The sequence below is a fragment of the Staphylococcus americanisciuri genome, from assembly GCF_024814435.1.
GTDB classification, from domain to species: Bacteria; Bacillota; Bacilli; order Staphylococcales; family Staphylococcaceae; genus Staphylococcus; species Staphylococcus americanisciuri.
This window is the reverse complement of the sequence record NZ_JANUXY010000001.1, coordinates 355,342-372,845: the sequence shown is the minus strand read 5'-3', so window position 1 is coordinate 372,845 and position 17,504 is coordinate 355,342. Positions and strand designations below refer to the sequence as shown.

General features: G+C 37.5%; 15 protein-coding genes and 1 other RNA gene. 14 read left to right on the top strand and 2 right to left on the bottom strand.

The window, feature by feature from the left end; all coding sequences use genetic code 11:
- Positions 1-72 precede the first annotated feature (72 nt).
- The 9 genes from hisS to NXS11_RS01765 all read left to right on the top strand — a co-directional run bounded on the left by hisS (position 73) and on the right by NXS11_RS01765 (position 10,868).
- Positions 73-1,341, top strand: coding sequence for a histidine--tRNA ligase (gene hisS / locus NXS11_RS01805; RefSeq protein ID WP_259198155.1), 1,269 nt, complete (start codon positions 73-75; stop codon positions 1,339-1,341).
- 4 nt (positions 1,342-1,345) lie between these two features.
- Positions 1,346-3,112, top strand: coding sequence for an aspartate--tRNA ligase (gene aspS / locus NXS11_RS01800; protein WP_259198154.1), 1,767 nt, complete (start codon positions 1,346-1,348; stop codon positions 3,110-3,112).
- 134 nt (positions 3,113-3,246) lie between these two features.
- A non-coding RNA gene (gene ssrS / locus NXS11_RS01795) (6S RNA) lies at positions 3,247-3,439 on the top strand.
- 854 nt (positions 3,440-4,293) lie between these two features.
- Positions 4,294-6,012 carry an oligopeptide ABC transporter substrate-binding protein gene (gene opp4A, locus NXS11_RS01790; protein WP_259198153.1) on the top strand — a complete coding sequence of 573 codons (1,719 nt, stop codon included), beginning with the start codon at positions 4,294-4,296 and terminating at the stop codon, positions 6,010-6,012.
- A 104-nt stretch (positions 6,013-6,116) separates the two neighbouring features.
- Positions 6,117-7,130: an ABC transporter ATP-binding protein gene (locus NXS11_RS01785; protein WP_259198152.1), complete on the top strand. Its 1,014-nt coding sequence runs from the start codon at positions 6,117-6,119 to the stop codon at positions 7,128-7,130.
- A complete protein-coding gene (locus NXS11_RS01780; protein WP_259198151.1) occupies positions 7,120-8,109 on the top strand; it encodes an ABC transporter ATP-binding protein in 990 nt (329 codons plus the stop codon). The genes NXS11_RS01785 and NXS11_RS01780 overlap by 11 nt, the downstream gene beginning before the upstream one ends.
- A complete protein-coding gene (opp4B, locus tag NXS11_RS01775; RefSeq protein WP_259198150.1) occupies positions 8,106-9,068 on the top strand; it encodes an oligopeptide ABC transporter permease in 963 nt (320 codons plus the stop codon). The genes NXS11_RS01780 and opp4B overlap by 4 nt, the downstream gene beginning before the upstream one ends.
- An 11-nt stretch (positions 9,069-9,079) precedes the next feature.
- Complete coding sequence (gene opp4C, locus NXS11_RS01770) at positions 9,080-9,973, top strand: oligopeptide ABC transporter permease (RefSeq protein WP_259198148.1); 894 nt, start codon at positions 9,080-9,082, stop codon at positions 9,971-9,973.
- A 124-nt stretch (positions 9,974-10,097) separates the two neighbouring features.
- Positions 10,098-10,868: a tRNA threonylcarbamoyladenosine dehydratase gene (locus tag NXS11_RS01765; RefSeq protein WP_259198147.1), complete on the top strand. Its 771-nt coding sequence runs from the start codon at positions 10,098-10,100 to the stop codon at positions 10,866-10,868.
- Positions 10,869-10,995: 127 nt separating this feature from the next.
- On the opposite strand, the gene NXS11_RS01760 is transcribed toward NXS11_RS01765, so the two are convergent.
- Complete coding sequence (locus tag NXS11_RS01760; RefSeq protein ID WP_259198146.1) at positions 10,996-12,261, bottom strand: replication-associated recombination protein A; 1,266 nt, start codon at positions 12,259-12,261, stop codon at positions 10,996-10,998.
- A 130-nt stretch (positions 12,262-12,391) separates the two neighbouring features.
- Between NXS11_RS01760 and cymR the strand changes: the two genes are divergently transcribed.
- Both cymR and NXS11_RS01750 read left to right on the top strand, forming a co-directional pair.
- Complete coding sequence (gene cymR / locus NXS11_RS01755) at positions 12,392-12,811, top strand: cysteine metabolism transcriptional regulator CymR (RefSeq protein ID WP_259198144.1); 420 nt, start codon at positions 12,392-12,394, stop codon at positions 12,809-12,811.
- Positions 12,812-12,903: 92 nt separating this feature from the next.
- On the top strand, positions 12,904-13,095 hold the full coding sequence (locus tag NXS11_RS01750; RefSeq protein WP_259198142.1) for a CsbD family protein: 192 nt from the start codon (positions 12,904-12,906) through the stop codon (positions 13,093-13,095).
- A 109-nt stretch (positions 13,096-13,204) separates the two neighbouring features.
- Here NXS11_RS01750 and NXS11_RS01745 read toward each other — a convergent pair whose 3' ends face one another.
- The gene (locus NXS11_RS01745) at positions 13,205-14,212 is read right to left on the bottom strand and encodes an LLM class flavin-dependent oxidoreductase (RefSeq protein WP_259198141.1); all 1,008 of its coding nucleotides are present in this window, start codon (positions 14,210-14,212) and stop codon (positions 13,205-13,207) included.
- 209 nt (positions 14,213-14,421) lie between these two features.
- On the opposite strand from NXS11_RS01745, the gene NXS11_RS01740 reads away from it, so the two are divergent.
- The 3 genes from NXS11_RS01740 to NXS11_RS01730 all read left to right on the top strand — a co-directional run bounded on the left by NXS11_RS01740 (position 14,422) and on the right by NXS11_RS01730 (position 17,502).
- Positions 14,422-15,570, top strand: a complete 1,149-nt coding sequence (locus tag NXS11_RS01740) for a cysteine desulfurase family protein (protein WP_259198140.1) — start codon at positions 14,422-14,424, stop codon at positions 15,568-15,570.
- The gene (gene mnmA, locus NXS11_RS01735; protein WP_259198138.1) at positions 15,567-16,679 is read left to right on the top strand and encodes a tRNA 2-thiouridine(34) synthase MnmA; all 1,113 of its coding nucleotides are present in this window, start codon (positions 15,567-15,569) and stop codon (positions 16,677-16,679) included. The genes NXS11_RS01740 and mnmA overlap by 4 nt, the downstream gene beginning before the upstream one ends.
- Positions 16,680-16,827: 148 nt before the next feature.
- Positions 16,828-17,502 (top strand): tetratricopeptide repeat protein, encoded by a 675-nt coding sequence (locus tag NXS11_RS01730; RefSeq protein ID WP_259198137.1) that lies wholly within the window; start codon positions 16,828-16,830, stop codon positions 17,500-17,502.
- Positions 17,503-17,504 lie beyond the last annotated feature (2 nt).

The window sequence follows — 17,504 nt, the reverse complement described above, 5'->3', positions numbered from 1 at the left end:
TATCAAAATTTCTATCACAATAAATCTCAGGCATAAATTGACATTATTAAGTAAGTTAGGAGATGTGCAAAGATGATTAATATTCCGCGTGGTACACAAGATATTTTACCTGAAACATCAGCACAATGGCGCTATATCGAATCTCGATTAGATGGTTTGATGGCACTTTACAATTACGAGGAAATTAGAACACCTATTTTTGAAAGCACAGAGTTGTTTGCACGTGGTGTTGGTGATTCAACAGATGTTGTCCAAAAAGAAATGTATACGTTCAAAGATAAAGGGGATCGCAGTCTGACATTAAGACCAGAAGGCACAGCAGCGGTCGTACGTAGTTATATCGAAAACAAAATGCAAGGTTTACCGAATCAGCCAGTAAAGCTGTATTATAATGGACCAATGTTTCGTTATGAGCGCAAACAAAAAGGTCGTTATCGCCAATTCAATCAATTTGGCGTTGAAGCGATTGGTGCAGAGGATCCAAGTATTGATGCAGAAGTACTTGCGATGGTTATGCATATATACCAATCATTCGGCTTAAAAAATTTGAAATTGGTCATTAATAGTATCGGTGACGCAGAATCACGTGTTGAATATCAGCAAGCATTGCGTGAACACTTTCAGCCAGTGATTCACAATTACTGTAAGGATTGTCAAAGTCGTATCAAAACAAATCCAATGCGTATTTTGGACTGTAAAGTGGATCGTAATCAACCAGAAATGCAAACAGCCCCATCAATCACAGATTATTTAAATGACACATCAAAAGCTTATTTTGAAGACGTTAAAACACATTTAGATCGTCTTGGTATCCCTTATGTCGTTGATCCAAACCTTGTGCGTGGCTTAGATTATTACACACATACAGCGTTTGAATTGATGATGGATAATGACAACTACGATGGTGCAATTACGACACTATGCGGTGGAGGTCGATATAACGGATTACTTGAACTGTTAGATGGACCAAAACAAACAGGTATTGGCTTTGCTTTAAGTATTGAAAGACTGTTATTAGCACTTGAAGCAGAAGGTATTACGTTGCCGGTCGATAATCATCTTGATTTATTTGTCGCAACAATGGGGAATGCAGCAGACAACTATGCAGTTCAATTGTTGAATGATTTACGCCATGCAGGTATTAAAGTCGATAAAGACTATCTGTCTCGTAAACTCAAAGGGCAAATGAAGCAGGCGGATCGACTAAAAGCAAAATATACGATTGTTATCGGTGATCAAGAATTAGAACAACAACAAGTTGCCATTAAAAATATGGAAACGGGAGAGTCTGAAACAATCAAATTTGACGAAATAGCAAGTTATATTAAAAAAGGAGCATAATAAAATGGTACAACGTACAACATATTGTGGATTAGTAACAGAAGCATTATTAGGAGAAGAAATTACATTAAAAGGATGGGTACATAATCGACGTGATCTTGGTGGATTAATTTTCATTGACGTACGTGACCGTGAAGGCTATGTACAAGTGGTATTCAACCCGGATTTTTCAGCTGAAGCACTTGCAGTTGCTGAGCGCGTACGTTCTGAGTATGTCGTAGAAGTAACAGGTACTGTAACAAAGCGTGATGCAGAAACAGTAAATCCTAAAATTAAGACAGGACAAGTCGAGGTACAAGCAAAAACTTTAACAATCATCAACAAATCAGAGACACCACCATTTGCTTTAAACGAAGAAAATTTAACTGTTGATGAAAACATTCGCTTGAAATACCGTTATTTAGACTTACGACGTGAAAAGTTTGCTGAAACATTCAAAATGCGTCATCAAACGACACGCGCAATTCGTCGTTATTTAGATCAAGCTGGTTTCTATGATGTGGAAACACCTGTTTTAACAAAATCAACACCAGAAGGCGCACGTGATTACCTTGTCCCATCACGTGTACACGATGGCGAGTTTTATGCATTGCCACAATCACCTCAATTATTTAAACAATTATTAATGATTAGTGGTTTTGATAAATATTACCAAATTGCCAAATGTTTCCGAGATGAAGATTTACGTGCGGATCGTCAACCAGAATTCACACAAGTCGACATCGAGATGAGTTTTGTGGAGCAAGAAGATGTTATGGCATTAGGTGAAGCAATGTTGAAAGAAGTTGTATCAGAAGTCAAGGGTGTGACGTTAACAGATGCTTTCCCACGCATGACATATGCAGAAGCGATGGAACGCTATGGTAGCGATAAACCAGATACACGTTTTGGTATGGAATTACTTGATGTGTCAGAACTTGGCAACACAATGGATTTCAAAGTATTCAAAGGTGCAGTGGAAAATGGTGGACAAGTAAAAGCGCTTGTTGTTGAAGGCGCTGCTGATGATTACACACGCAAAGATATTGACGGTTTAACAGAGTTTGTAAATATCTATGGAGCAAAAGGTTTAGCCTGGGTAAAAGTTGTTGAAGAAGGGCTTACTGGACCTATTGCACGTTTCTTTGAAGAAGCACATGTCGCACAATTGCAATCATTAACAAATGCAAAAGCGGGTGACCTTGTCTTATTCGTTGCAGATAGCAAAGATGTTGTTGCACAAAGTTTAGGTGCATTGCGTAACAAACTTGGTAAGGAACGTGGTTTAATCGATCCGGAAGCGCTCAACTTCTTATGGGTAACTGATTGGCCATTATTAGAATATGACGATGAGGCACATCGTTATGTGGCAGCACATCACCCATTTACGTCACCAAAACCTGAAGACGTTGAGAAGTTAGAAACAGCACCTGAAACAGCGCAAGCACAGGCGTATGATATCGTATTGAATGGTTATGAATTAGGCGGGGGCTCAATTCGTATTCATGATGGAGAACTACAAGCAAAAATGTTTAAAGCACTTGGATTTACAGAAGAAGCTGCGCAAGAACAATTTGGTTTCTTATTAGATGCCTTTAAATACGGCGCACCTCCACATGGTGGTATTGCGTTAGGTTTAGACCGCTTAGTAATGTTGCTAACTGGTCGTACAAACTTACGTGATACAATTGCATTTCCTAAAACTGCATCAGCAACTGATTTATTAACAGATGCACCGGGGACTGTATCAGAACGTCAATTAGATGAGTTATCGCTACGTATCAAACATTAGTTAAATACTTGAATGATGTGGGGAGTATGTGTCATTTTTATCAAACGAGTTAATCGTCCAATCCTCACATCCATTCAAACGCACTCATTTTGCTTGCGTATTTACAATAATGTGTTAATATAAAGCTATAAGATAGTCGTCTGAGGTGTTCGTAAGTTCGCTTTTTATATTTTGACCTAACACTCGTTGATCAGGGAGTCCAATTGGTTTTCTTGCAGCGCACACGCCTCTATAGGAGGACGTGCTAAACAAGAAACAGGACACCCACCTGTACTTAGCAGGCCAAAATGATCAAGCATTAATAAACTACGGCATCATGGATTCTATCGGTACGCAAGGCATTATGTCTTGCGTATTTTTTTTATGTTTTTTGAAGGAAAAGTAGTAGATAACTGGATTGAAAGCACGATTTTTAACCTTTTTTGCACTTGTTGTTAGTTCTCAAGGAGTAGTCTTGCTGATAGAATTTCGTATTTTGACAAAATTAATATAGTGTTTGTTTCAAATACTAACAGTTCTTTTATTTTGTGATGTAATGGAAACTTTTTAGAAAAATGGGCTTCCTGTCCACTCTTCATGGAAATCTAATGCAACAATAAAAAGTTAATATTTGTCCAATATATTAAACATTTGAAATACATAGCGATTTGATATTTATTATTATAATATATTATCTTGTAATAAGTGATATTTCATGATGAAAGTGTTCATATTATGGAGGATGATAGTTGAGGATACTATTATTAGAACAATTAAAAGTATAAAATATTAATTTTACAGAGGTGTGTAAAGAGAGGCAAAAGAAATTTTAGAGAATCATAAATTTAATATGATTTTGATTGATACTGAAACAAAAAGTGTTGATTACTTAATAGAAAAGTTTCAAGGTTGTGCTCAAGATAGGGACGTGCCCTTTATGAAATGCTTATTCAAGAGAATACATCTTGTTCATGACGCTATCTCAACACATCAATAAATTCTAAAAATAAGCAGTTAACAAGTGTATATTTTTTGTATATTTGTTCTCTGTTTTAATTTTTATACAATAGAACAGTAGTGACAATAGAAATAAATTCTTACATTTTTAGAGTTTATTGTGTAATTTAAAATAAACTATTGACAAAATTATCAGACTAATACAATAATTGTAATTAATCAGATATAAAATAAGGGGGATTTATATGAGTAAGAAGTGGCGTTATTTATCTATTTTAGTTCTTTGTGTAGTAGTCGTTTTAGGTGCATGTGGCAAAGGAGATTCCGGATCAGGTGGGACAAGTAAGGGTAAGACTGAAAAGAGTGATGCGAAAGGTGGGACATTAAATGTTGGTCTCGCTGCACCGCCTCAAGGAAACTTTCAAGGAATCTTTTCTGGATCATCATCCGATTCAGATGTAATTGGATATTTTAATGATGCTTTAGTTGATTTTGATGATGAGCTCAATATGAAACCAAAAATCTTGTCTTGGGAGCAAAAGAAAGACGACAAGTTGACATATACATTTAAAATCAAAAAAGGCATTAAGTGGCATGATGGGAATCCATTCACAATTAACGACTGGATTTTTACTCTAGAAACTTTAGCAGATCCTGACTACGATGGACCGCGATATAATTATGTAGAAAGTGTATTAGGTGCAGAAGAGAAGCATAAAGGTCAAGCTGATAGTATCTCGGGTATCAAGAAGATTGATGATTATACAGCAGAGTTGACGTTCAAAGAGAATAGAGCGAATAACTTGTTAGATCTTTGGACAAGTTCAGTAATCAGCGAGAAAATTTTTAAAGATATTCCAGTTAAAGATATGGCAAAATCACCTGAAGTAAGAAAACACCCAATCGGTATTGGACCTTTTAAAGTAAAAAATATTGTGGATGGCGAATCTGTTACACTTGAAAAATTCGCTGATTATTGGCAAGGTGAACCACAACTTGACAAAATTAACCTGCGCGTTGTTGAACAAACATCGATGGCGCAAGCATTAGAAAGTGGCGAAATTGACATGGCAAGCTTGACTGCACCTATAGCAAAAGAATTAAGTGATAATGGTTCTGAAAACATTTCACTTTTAGAATCACCGTCAACGACTTACGCTATTGTTGGTTTTGTATTAAATGACTACGATAAAAAGACACAAACAATCGGTAAAGAACGTCCAAAATATCAAGATAAAAAGTTACGTCAAGCGATGGCGCATGCAATTAATCGCAAGGAATGGATTGATGCTTTCTTCTATGGTTATGGTAAACCAATGAATGGATTAATCCCTTCATCACACTGGAGTGGCGCTAAAGAAGGCGATGTACCAACTTATGATTATGACATTAAAAAAGCGAAAAAGCTTTTAGATGAAGCAGGTTATAAGGACAAAGATGGCGATGGCTGGAGAGAAGACAAGGATGGTAAACCTTTTGTTATCAATTTAAAACATTATGCCGGCTCAAATCCAACATTTGAACCACGTACAGCAGCGCTTAAGGGATACTGGGAAAAGATTGGTTTGAAAACTAAAACAGAAATGGTTGAGTTTGGTAAGTTTGGTGAAGACTTAGAAAACGCTAAAGATGACATGGAAGTGTATGTGAGATCATGGTCACAAGGTGCAGATCCTGATCCATCAGGCTTCTATAAATCAACAGCGTTATGGAATGAATCACGTTACAACAATGAAAAGTCGGATAAGTTACTGGATGAGGCACTTGATGGCAATGTTGTAGGTGATGATAAAGAGAAACGTAAAGAGAAGTACTTAGAATGGCAAAAGATTATGGCAGAAGATGTGCCGGTGATTCCTATCGTTGAAATGACAGACGTTACAGCTGTAAATAAAAAAGTGAAAAACTTTGAAGTGTCATTAAAAGGTACGAACCCAATTTATGAATGGACTGTTGAAGAGTAATATGCATTGTTAAGAAAACATAAAGGATTGGGCAATATATAGCTCAATCCTTTCGTTTTCACCCTTCAAAAAATACATAAATTTAGGGGATAGGGGGATTTGTTATGCAAGATAGAGAATTATTACGCGTCAAAAATTTATGTGCGGGCTTTGAAATAAATGGTCAAAGGTATAATGCCATTTCCAACATCAGTCTCACACTTCAAAAAGGTGAAGTTATGGGCATTGTAGGTGAATCTGGTTCCGGCAAGTCTGTATTAAGTATGTCTATTTTACGACTGTTACCAGATAAAATTGGTGAGATTCATGGAGGCGAAGTTTATTTCAAACAGCAACGTATTGATAATATGTCTACGGCACAATTTAACAAAATACGAGGGAAATCATTAGCGATGATTTTCCAAGAACCGATGACATCATTGAATCCAGTATTTACGATTGGGAATCAGCTGATTGAAATGATGATTACTCATATGAATACTAATAAAAAAGAAGCTAGAAAACATGCAATTTCATTGTTAAAGCAAGTTGGAATACCACGAGCAGATGAAGTGATTGATTCTTATCCTCATCAATTATCGGGTGGCATGCGACAACGGGTGATGATTGCAATGGCGATTTCGTGTTCACCGGAGTTACTCATTGCTGATGAGCCAACAACGGCTCTTGATGTAACAGTCCAAGCACAAATATTGGATTTATTGAAAAGCATTCAGCAAGAAACAGATATGGGCATTATTTTCATTTCACATGACTTGGGTGTTATCTCAGAAGTTTGTGATACAGTCGCTGTAATGTATGCAGGTGAAATTATCGAACGTGCGAGCGTAATAGATATTTTCAATGCGCCAAAACATCCTTACACACGCTTATTAATTAAAGCGATACCGCGATTAGACATTAAGCAAGATAAATTGGAGACAATTGAAGGCACAGTACCAGGACTTGATGAATTACCAAACATAGGTTGTAGATTTGCGAATCGTTGTCCACATGCGATGCCTATTTGTACACAACGCAATCTAAATCCAGTGCATATTAGCGAAACACATCAAGTATCGTGTCATCTGTTTGATGAAAAAGTGATGACTGAAGGGGGCCTGCAACATGTCGAATGATTATATTTTAGAAGTTAAAGATTTAAAACAATATTATCCAATAAAAGGTGGCATTTTTCAGCGCAAGGTTGGAGAAGTAAAAGCTGTTGATGGCATTTCATTTGCTGTTAAAAAAGGACAAACTGTTGGACTTGTGGGCGAATCGGGATGTGGTAAATCTTCAGCAGGTCGCACTATTTTACGACTACAAGATGTCACATCAGGAAAGATTCAATTTTGTGACCAAGATATTACAAACATAAAAGGGAAAGCTTTACGTGAAGCGCGCAAAGGATTCCAAATGGTCTTTCAAGATCCTTATGCATCGCTAAATCCTATGCAAATGATTGGTGATATTGTTGGAGAACCAATTCGTAATTACTATCACAAATCACAAAAGGAGATTGAAGGAGAAGTCAAAGATTTATTAAAACGTGTTGGTCTAAACGAGCAGGCGTATTACAAATATGCGCATGAATTTTCTGGTGGGCAACGTCAGCGTGTTGGCATTGCACGTGCACTTGCTTTAAAACCTAAACTTATTATTGCAGATGAACCTGTCAGTGCATTAGATGTATCTGTTCAATCTCAAGTGCTTAACATTATGGCTGAATTACAAGAAGATTTTGGTTTGAGTTACTTGTTTATCGCACATGACTTGAGTGTCGTTAAGCATGTCAGTGACTATATTTGTGTTATGTATCTAGGTCATATTGTGGAGCAAGGACCAGCCGAAGCGATCTATAGTCGTCCTCAACATCCGTACACACAGTCCTTGATTTCAGCAATTCCTGAGATACGTCCAGGTCAAAAAAAAGAACGTATTTTATTACAAGGAGACCTTCCTTCGCCGAGTGATCCACCGCATGGTTGTCCGTTTCATACGAGATGCCCAATAGCTCAAGATGAATGTCGTCTGGAAAAACCAGCATATCGTCAAGTTGAACCAGATCACTTTGCAGCTTGTATTCTATTAGAAGAAGAGGTGTTTCCACAATGACAACCTTAATTATTCGACGTTTTTTACTTATGATTCCTTTATTATTCGCTATGTCAATCGTTATTTTTTTATTGGCTAAATTACAGCCGGGGGATGCATTTACAGGTGAAATGGATCCTAGTGTTGATGCCAGTTACTATGAAGAACAGCGTGAAAAGTTAGGGTTTAACGACTCTATACCCGTACAGTATATGAAATGGGGGAACAATGTGATTCATGGTGAATTAGGGGATTCAATTCGATATAAAAGACCAGTGATTGATTTAATAAAAGAACGCATGCCCAATACCATCTTACTTGGTGTTGTAAGCTTAATTATTACTTACATCATTGCCTTTCCATTAGGAGTGCTGTCAGGGAGAAAACCCTACAGTACCATTGATTACAGTGTTCAGTTTGTTAATTATTTAATGCTTGCGATTCCATCATTTGTTGCAGGTGTTTTTGCAATATATATTTTTGCATTCCAATTAGGCTTGTTTCCATTCTCAGGTTCAGTTGCAATTGGTTTGGAAAGTGGCACTTTTGAATATTATGTCAGCAAGCTGTATCATACGATTTTGCCTGGTACGGTATTAGGGCTATTATCAACCGCAAGTTATGTTCAGTTTTTACGCAATGATATTATCGAAAACTCACGGAAAGATTATGTGAGAACCGCCCGTTCAAAAGGATTATCAGAATCAAAAATTTATAATAAACATATTTTGCGTAATTCTGTCATTCCAATTGTAACCTTTTTTGGTGCCGATGTCTTATCTGTATTTGGTGGTGCAGTTATTACTGAAACAATCTTTTCATATCCAGGTATTGGTAAGTTATTGATAGATGCAATCAGTGGAAAAGACTATCCATTAATGATGGCTTTACTCCTCTTTTTCTCATTTTTAGGTTTATTAGCAAATCTGATTTCGGATATCACATACAGTATTGTGGATCCACGAATTAAGAGTAATTAGGGGGGATAGACATGTCAAAACAAGGTAGAAAAACAAATCGCTCACCACTTGAAATTGCGAAACATAAATTTTTAAAAAATAAACCAGCAATGGCAGCAAGTATTATTTTAGGCTTAATATTTATAATTTCCTTATTGGCACCATTTCTTGCGCCACATGATCCGAATGTCCAAAATTTAGTTCTAATTAAAGGACAAATGTCATCAGAGCACTGGTTAGGCACAGATTCTGGTGGTCGTGATGTATTTAGCCGTTTACTGTATTCGGGTCGTGTATCATTGCTATTTGGCTTAACCACAACGATTGGGCTGATGATTATCGGTATTTTTATCGGCATGATTTCCGGTTACTATGGTGGCTGGGTTGACACATTGCTCATGCGTTTCACTGAATTTGTAATGCTATTCCCATTTATTCCTTTTGCAGTCGTTTTAAACGCAACATTTAGCGGCAAAATTGAAAATCAATACGGATCGGCCATCGTCTTGGCTTTAGTCTTAATTGTATTGTCATGGGTCGGCGTTGCGCGAGTAGTTCGTGGTAAAGTAATGCAAGAGAAAGAGAATGAATATTTTTTAGCAGCACAGTCAATCGGTACACCTGTTTATAAAATTTTATTCAAGCATTTATTACCGAATATATTAAGTGTTGTCATTGTACAAGGGACATTAATTTTTGCTGTTCAAATCGTTGCTGAAGCAGGATTAAGTTTTTTAGGCTTTGGTATTGATAAATCGGTTCCTACATGGGGGAATATGTTAAGTGATGCACAGGAAGGAGATATTTTGCGTGGAAAACCTTGGATTTGGATGCCACCTGCTATCGCAATTACGATTACCATCTTATGTATTAACTTTATTGGTGAGGGGTTAAAAGATGCATTGAATCCAAAATCACGACACTAATGTGTGTTTCAAATTCGTTTTCATATGTGGTATCATTTTACTGTGATAAGCATATAGATAAATGATGTCATACCTTGTCAGTCATACATGAAAACTGATAGGTATACTGAAAAGGGAGATTAGAATGAAACACCAATTTTCAAGAAATGAACTTGCAATCGGTAAAGAAGGTCTTGATCGTCTTAAAAATACAACAGTAGCTGTGCTAGGTGTCGGTGGTGTAGGGTCTTTTGCTGCTGAAGCATTAGCGCGTACAAATATTGGGCACATTATTTTGATTGATAAAGACGACGTGGATATTACAAATGTCAATCGTCAAATTCATGCCTTAACAACCACAATTGGGCAAAGTAAAGTGACGTTGATGGAAGAACGTATTAAATTGATTAACCCAGATTGTAAAGTCACACCTCTACATATGTTCTACACAGAAGAAACATATGAGCAACTATTCAGCGATTACGATATTGATTATGTGATTGATGCAAGTGATACCATTATTTATAAAGTGCATTTGATGGTGCAATGTTTGCAACGTGGTATACAAGTGATTTCAAGCATGGGTGCTGCTAATAAAATTGATCCGACACGCTTTCAAATAGCTGATATTTCAAAAACACATACGGATCCAATTGCACGCATTATTCGTCAAAAGTTAAAGCAAAAGAAAATCTATCGTGGCATACCAGTTGTTTTTTCTGATGAGAGTCCAATTGTCATTCGTGAAGATGTCAAAGCAGTTGTAGGCGATGCACAAGGTAAAAACCGTAAAGCGCAAATGCCACCTTCTTCTAATGCTTTTGTACCTAGTGTCGTTGGATTAATACTAGCAAGTTATGTATGTAATAAAATCGTGGAAGACATTCCAGTCACACGTATTAAAGATAAGCAATAAACAAAAAGCATGAGGTCCCGTAGAATTGGGCTTCATGCTTTTGTTATTCGACGTTCAATACGAAGTTTCTAGGCTGTTCAGCTTTTGTAAAAGGCAGTATTCCACTTACACTCCTATGTGCTTAAAATTATCGCTGTTGTTTTGTGATGTTATCATAAATTTGTTTGAATTGCTGTTCCGTTTTGGATGTTTCTTTTGGTTGATAGTATTGCTTGTTTTTAAGTTTATTTGGTAAATACTGTTGTGCGACAAAACCGGAATCATAGTTGTGTGGATATTTGTAGCCCATTGCACGCCCCAACTCTTTTGCACCGCTGTAATGCCCATCTTTCAAGTGATCAGGAATTTGACCGATATGCCCTTGACGTATATCGGATAGGGCACCATCGATGGAAGTAATGGCTGAATTGGATTTGGGTGATAGGCAAAGCTCAATCACTGCTTGACTTAGTGGGATACGTGCTTCTGGAAAACCTAATCTTTCAGCCGCTTCAATAGCTGCAAGTGTCCGTTGTCCTGCGCTAGGTGACGCCAAACCAATATCTTCATAGCTAATCACTAGTAAGCGGCGTGCAATGGTGGGCAGATCACCTGCTTGAATTAGACGTGCAAGGTAATGTAATGCAGCATCTACATCACTGCCACGAATAGATTTTTGGAATGCACTCATCACATCGTAATGCATGTCTCCATCTTTATCGCTCAGAAATGCACCACGTTGAAGACAATCTTCTGCATCTTGTAATGTGATATGCACAGGTTTGGAATTTGCACTTAACACTGCAAGTTCCATTGCATTGAGTGCACTTCTGACATCACCTTGACTTTGCGTGGCGAAATACTCAAATGCATCATCATCTAGAGTGACATCATATTGTTTTAATCCTCTCTCTTCGTCATCTAGCGCGTTTTGTAGTGCTTGTTTAATATCTTGTGCTTCGAGTGGATACAATTCAAATATTTGCGCACGTGAACGAATAGCGGGATTAATCGCATGGTAAGGATTAGAGGTGGTTGCTCCGATAAGAACAATTTTGCCATTTTCCAGATGTGGCAATAAGAAATCTTGCTTTGCCTTATCTAAACGATGGATTTCATCTAACAACAATATCACTTGACCTGACATTTTAGCTTCTTCCACAATCAATTGCATATCCTTTTTGGTATTAGTAACAGCATTGAGCTGGCGAAATTTATAAGCTGTACTACCAGCAATCGCTTGGGCAATACTTGTTTTACCTATACCTGGTGGCCCATAAAAAATCATGGATGATAAGCGTTGTGCTTGTACCATCCGACGAATAATACCTGTCTCACCAACTAGATGTTGTTGTGCAATCACTTCATCAATTGTACGTGGACGCATGCGAGAAGCGAGTGGCTCAGTTGTCATGAAATAACCTCCTAACAGTAGTTTTGAGTGTTTTAGTCGAGTATTATTTGTACTCTTTTCGCAATGGTATTATAATAATATAAATAGTGAAAAATTGTAAGCAAATAGGATGGATAGGTGAGATGATTTAATGAAAATATCGACTAAAGGCCGATATGGCTTAACATTGATGATTGCTTTGGCAAAGAGGGAAGGTACAGGTTGTGTCTCATTAAAAACAATTGCTGAAGAGAATGGGCTCAGTGACTTATATCTTGAACAACTCGTTGGCCCATTGCGTAATTCAGGGCTTATTCGAAGCGTTCGTGGTGCAAAAGGTGGCTATGAATTGAACATGCCATCAGAAGAAATAACTGCTGGTGATATTATTCGCTTACTTGAGGGCCCTTTAACAATTGTAGAGCGTCTTGAGTCTGAACCACCTGCGCAACAACAGCTGTGGTTACGCATGCGTGATGCTGTCAAAGATGTATTAGACCATACCACTTTACATTCATTAGCAGCATACAATGATTCTGCAAATTTAGAAGGCTATATGTTCTATATTTAACTTAATTGAGGCAAAAAATTTGAGCATATATGTTTATAAATGATTGTATATGGGTATAATTAATTTGTAAGTACATTTAGGAGGTAATGAATATGTCAAACGCAGAAAGCAAATTCGATCAAGTAAAAGGTAATGTAAAAGAAACAGTTGGTAACGTAACTGACGACAAACAATTAGAAGCTGAAGGTAAACAAGATAAAGCAGCTGGTAAAGTAAAAGAAGTTGTTGAAAACGTTAAAGATAAAGCAACTGAAGCAATTGACAAATTAAAAGGCAACAAATAATTTTCGCTATATTAATGTGGACGGTGGGTACTCTATTTGAGTGTCTGCTGTTTTTTTGTGTAAAAAGCTTCCTGCTGATATTGTAATCAGTCAAGGAAGCTTTTTACAATTATGCGTGATTCCATTCATCAATGACTTCTTTAAAATATTGATACGACTGCGCTTGTTTGTCAGTGTCATAGATATAGCTCACATTCATTATTTCATCTATTTCACCATAATAGCGAATGAAGTCACGAATTTGTTGCTTAACGGTTGTTTTATCACCGACTAATGACTGCTGAATACGTGCGTCGGTCATAGCCACTTCTTGAGGTGATAGAACGCTATGAATATCGTGCACAGGCGGTTGCATTTTTTGCATGCGTCCTTTCATAATGCTTGTAAACATCTGTGACTGCGTTGTGACTAAATGCATTGCTTCATCATTTGTATCAGCCATGACAACGTTTAAACAAACCATGATGTATGGCTCAGAAAGAAATTCTGATGGCTCAAATAACTCACGATAGATTTGCAAGGCGTCCTTCATTTGTTGTGGCGCAAAGTGGCCTGCAAATACATAAGGCAATCCTTTGCGTGCAGCAAGATGTGCTGAGTCTGTGGAAGAGCCTAGTATATATAATGGCACTTCTGTACCGACAGCAGGAATTGCTTTAACGTATCCTTGCTTGGTATCGGAACCAAAGTATTGAATCAGTTGTGATACTTCATCTGAGAATTGATAGACACCGTCATGCTGATTTCTGCGTAATGCGTTGGCTGTTGCCATGTCTGTGCCAGGTGCGCGCCCCAGACCTAAATCTAGTCTATCTCCGTAAATCGTTTGAAGTGTACCGAACTGTTCGGCAACGACTAGTGGGGCATGGTTGGGTAACATAATACCACCTGAGCCAATGCGCAGATTTTTCGTGTGTGATAACGCATGTTGAATCAGTATGACTGTTGCAGAACTAACGAGATTAGGTGCATTGTGGTGTTCTGCAATCCAATATCTTTCATATGATAACTTTTCTAAAGTTTGTGCCAATGTGACCATTTCATCAATGGCACCACGCTCGTTGGAACCTTCTCTAATGGGAACGAGGTTCAATGCAGAATAACGAATTTGTTTCATGATGTACCTACACTCCTTTTCTGACGTTAGTATAGCACTTGTTGAATTGATAGGCGCTCAAGTTGCTTACGTAGGTTTCATTGCAGTTAAATGTTATTCGTCATACAATAGAATTATTAATTAGCGATGTACGGTAAACAGACTACTAGTAAAATAAAAAAGGCAATGCTAAAATAGGAGCATTGATTAGAGGAAAGGACTGTCGTAGAATGGGTATTTATGCAGATTATGCTGCAACAACACCGGTTAAGCCACAAGTGATTGACGCGATGATGTCAATCTATCAACATCATTATGGAAATCCATCTTCCATACATACACAAGGGCGAGATGCACGTCATTTTTTAGATGAGTCACGACGAAAGGTTGCACAAGTATTAAATGCCGAAACGCACGAGATACTATTCACGAGTGGTGCGACAGAATCAAATAATACAGTTATCAAAGGAATTGCTCAAGCGCGACGCAACAAGGGAATGCACCTAATCACCTCAAAAATTGAGCATCATTCCGTGCTACATGTCTTTGAGTGGCTGGAGAAACAAGGTTTTGAAGTCACATATATAGATGTAGATGAGACAGGACGTATTAATTTAAATCAATTGAAACAAGCTTTGCGTGAAGATACAACACTTGTTTCCATCATGTTTGTTAACAATGAAGTAGGGACGATGCAACCGATTGATGAGATTCAAGAGATGGTTGCACAGTCACAAGCTTACTTCCATACTGATGCCGTACAAGCGGTTGGACACTTGCCAATCGATGTGAAGGAGCTAGGTGTAGACGCACTCAGCCTTACTGCGCATAAGTTTGGAGGCCCTAAAGGTGTAGGGATTCTCTATGTTAAGAAGGGGACAGAGCTTCAATATCAACAGCAAGGTGGAGAACAAGAGACAAAACGCCGAGCAGGTACTGAGAATGTGCCACAGATTGTCGGTTTGACAGAAGCGCTCACACTTGCTGATGCAAACCGAGATGCATATAATATTCACAATACACAATTAAAAGAACAATTATTAGTGGGGCTACAAGATAGAGCAATCCCATTTGAATTGAACGGTTCAATGATTGAAACAACCAATCATATTGTCAACTTATATTTCCCGTTTATAGATGTTGAAACGCTATTAACACTTCTTGATTTAGCGGGTATTTTTGTCTCGTCTGGTTCAGCTTGTACGGCTGGTTCTACCATTCCATCACATGTTCTATCAGCAATGTATGGCGACTATCCACGTGTGACACGTTCAGTACGTATTAGCTTAAATGAATTAATGACGACAGAAGAAATGAATCGAATCATTGTCGAAATACAAAAAATCTATTTGAAATTTAAAGAGGAGGAACATGTGTGACAAATCAAAATACACGTGTTGTAGTCGGAATGTCAGGCGGTGTTGATAGTTCTGTTACAGCATATTTATTAAAACAACAAGGCTATGATGTCATCGGTATTTTTATGAAAAACTGGGATGATACAGATGAGAATGGCGTGTGTACAGCAACAGAAGATTATAATGATGTCATTGCTGTATGTAACCAAATCGGCATCCCATATTATGCGGTTAACTTTGAACAAGCATATTGGGATAAGGTATTCACATACTTTTTAGATGAATATAAAAAAGGACGCACACCGAATCCAGATGTGATGTGTAATAAAGAGATTAAATTCAAAGCATTTTTGGAACACGCGCTTAAATTAGGTGCAGACTATGTCGCAACAGGTCATTATGCACGTGTACGTCACAATGAAGATGGGCGTGTGGAGATGCTGCGTGGTGTCGATCAAAATAAAGATCAAACGTATTTCTTAAATCAGTTAACAAATGAACAACTACAAAAAGTGATGTTCCCAATTGGCGATATTGATAAAAAAGAAGTGCGTGCCATTGCGCTTGAACAAGGCTTAGCAACGGCGAAGAAAAAAGATTCAACAGGTATTTGCTTTATTGGTGAACGGAACTTTAAAACATTTTTATCACAATATCTACCAGCACAATCAGGCGAAATGCGTACGTTGGATGGCGAATTAAAAGGACAACACAGTGGATTAATGTACTACACGATTGGACAACGTCATGGTCTTGGTATCGGTGGCGATGGAGACCCGTGGTTTGTCGTTGGTAAAAACTTAAAAGATAATGTGCTTTATGTTGAACAAGGCTTCCATCATGATGCGCTTTATAGTGATTACTTAGTAGCATCTGATGTGTCATTCGTAAATGCAATCGACTTAACAAAACCATTGAAGTGTACAGCGAAGTTTAGATATCGTCAACAAGATATAGGTGTTACTGTGACTAAAGAAAGTGATGACGCAATTCGTGTGACATTTGATGAACCGGTACGAGCTATTACACCAGGTCAAGCAGTTGTTTTTTATGATGGTGATGTGTGCTTAGGCGGTGCAACGATTGATGATGTGTATAAAAACAGCGGGCAATTGAGCTATGTTGTTTAAAAGCAAATTGTAATGTATAGGGGTGGTATGAACTTTCTTGATTACTTAAAGAAATTTCTACTGACCCCTATTTTAGTTATGATCGTTTTTGATGTACAATGAACACTAAGCAGATTAATAACAATAGTAACTTAAAGGTGAGACAATAATGGAACAAGAACAAATACATAGATTGATTAAGCAAGGACAGTTTGAAAAAGCATTACAAGCTTGTTTTGACAATATTGAAGCAGCGCCTGAAGAAGTAGAAAACTATATCAATTCAGGCATTTTGTTGGCAGAAGCGGGCGAGATTGAAAAGGCAGAACGTTTTTTTCAACGTGCTATTGCGATACAACCAGATAATGGTGTCGTTTTCTATAATTTAGCAAATGTTTATTTTAATGAAGGACGTTTTCAAGAAGCGATTAAATTATATCAAACGGCAATAAAAAAACAGTTAGAAACAAAAGATGTTTATTTTATGCTAGGGATGTCGTTTGTACAATTAGATGCAAAAGATAAAGCATTACCGTTTCTCATGCGTGCATCAGAAATGGATACAGCATTTGAAGACCTAGAAGCACAATTTCAATATGCATTATTATTGTGTGAACATGAGATGTTTGATCAAGCGATACCTTTACTGCAACGCATTCTTACAAAAGATTCAAAGCATGCTGATGCACAATATAATTTAACCCTTGCGCAATACATGCTGAATGAAGATATCAATGCAGCGATTCAAGGCTTTGAATGTGCCATTGACATGGATGATTCACATATGTTGAGCCATCATGCCATTAAAACATTTACGATGATTCAACGAGAAGAGGAGGGATAACT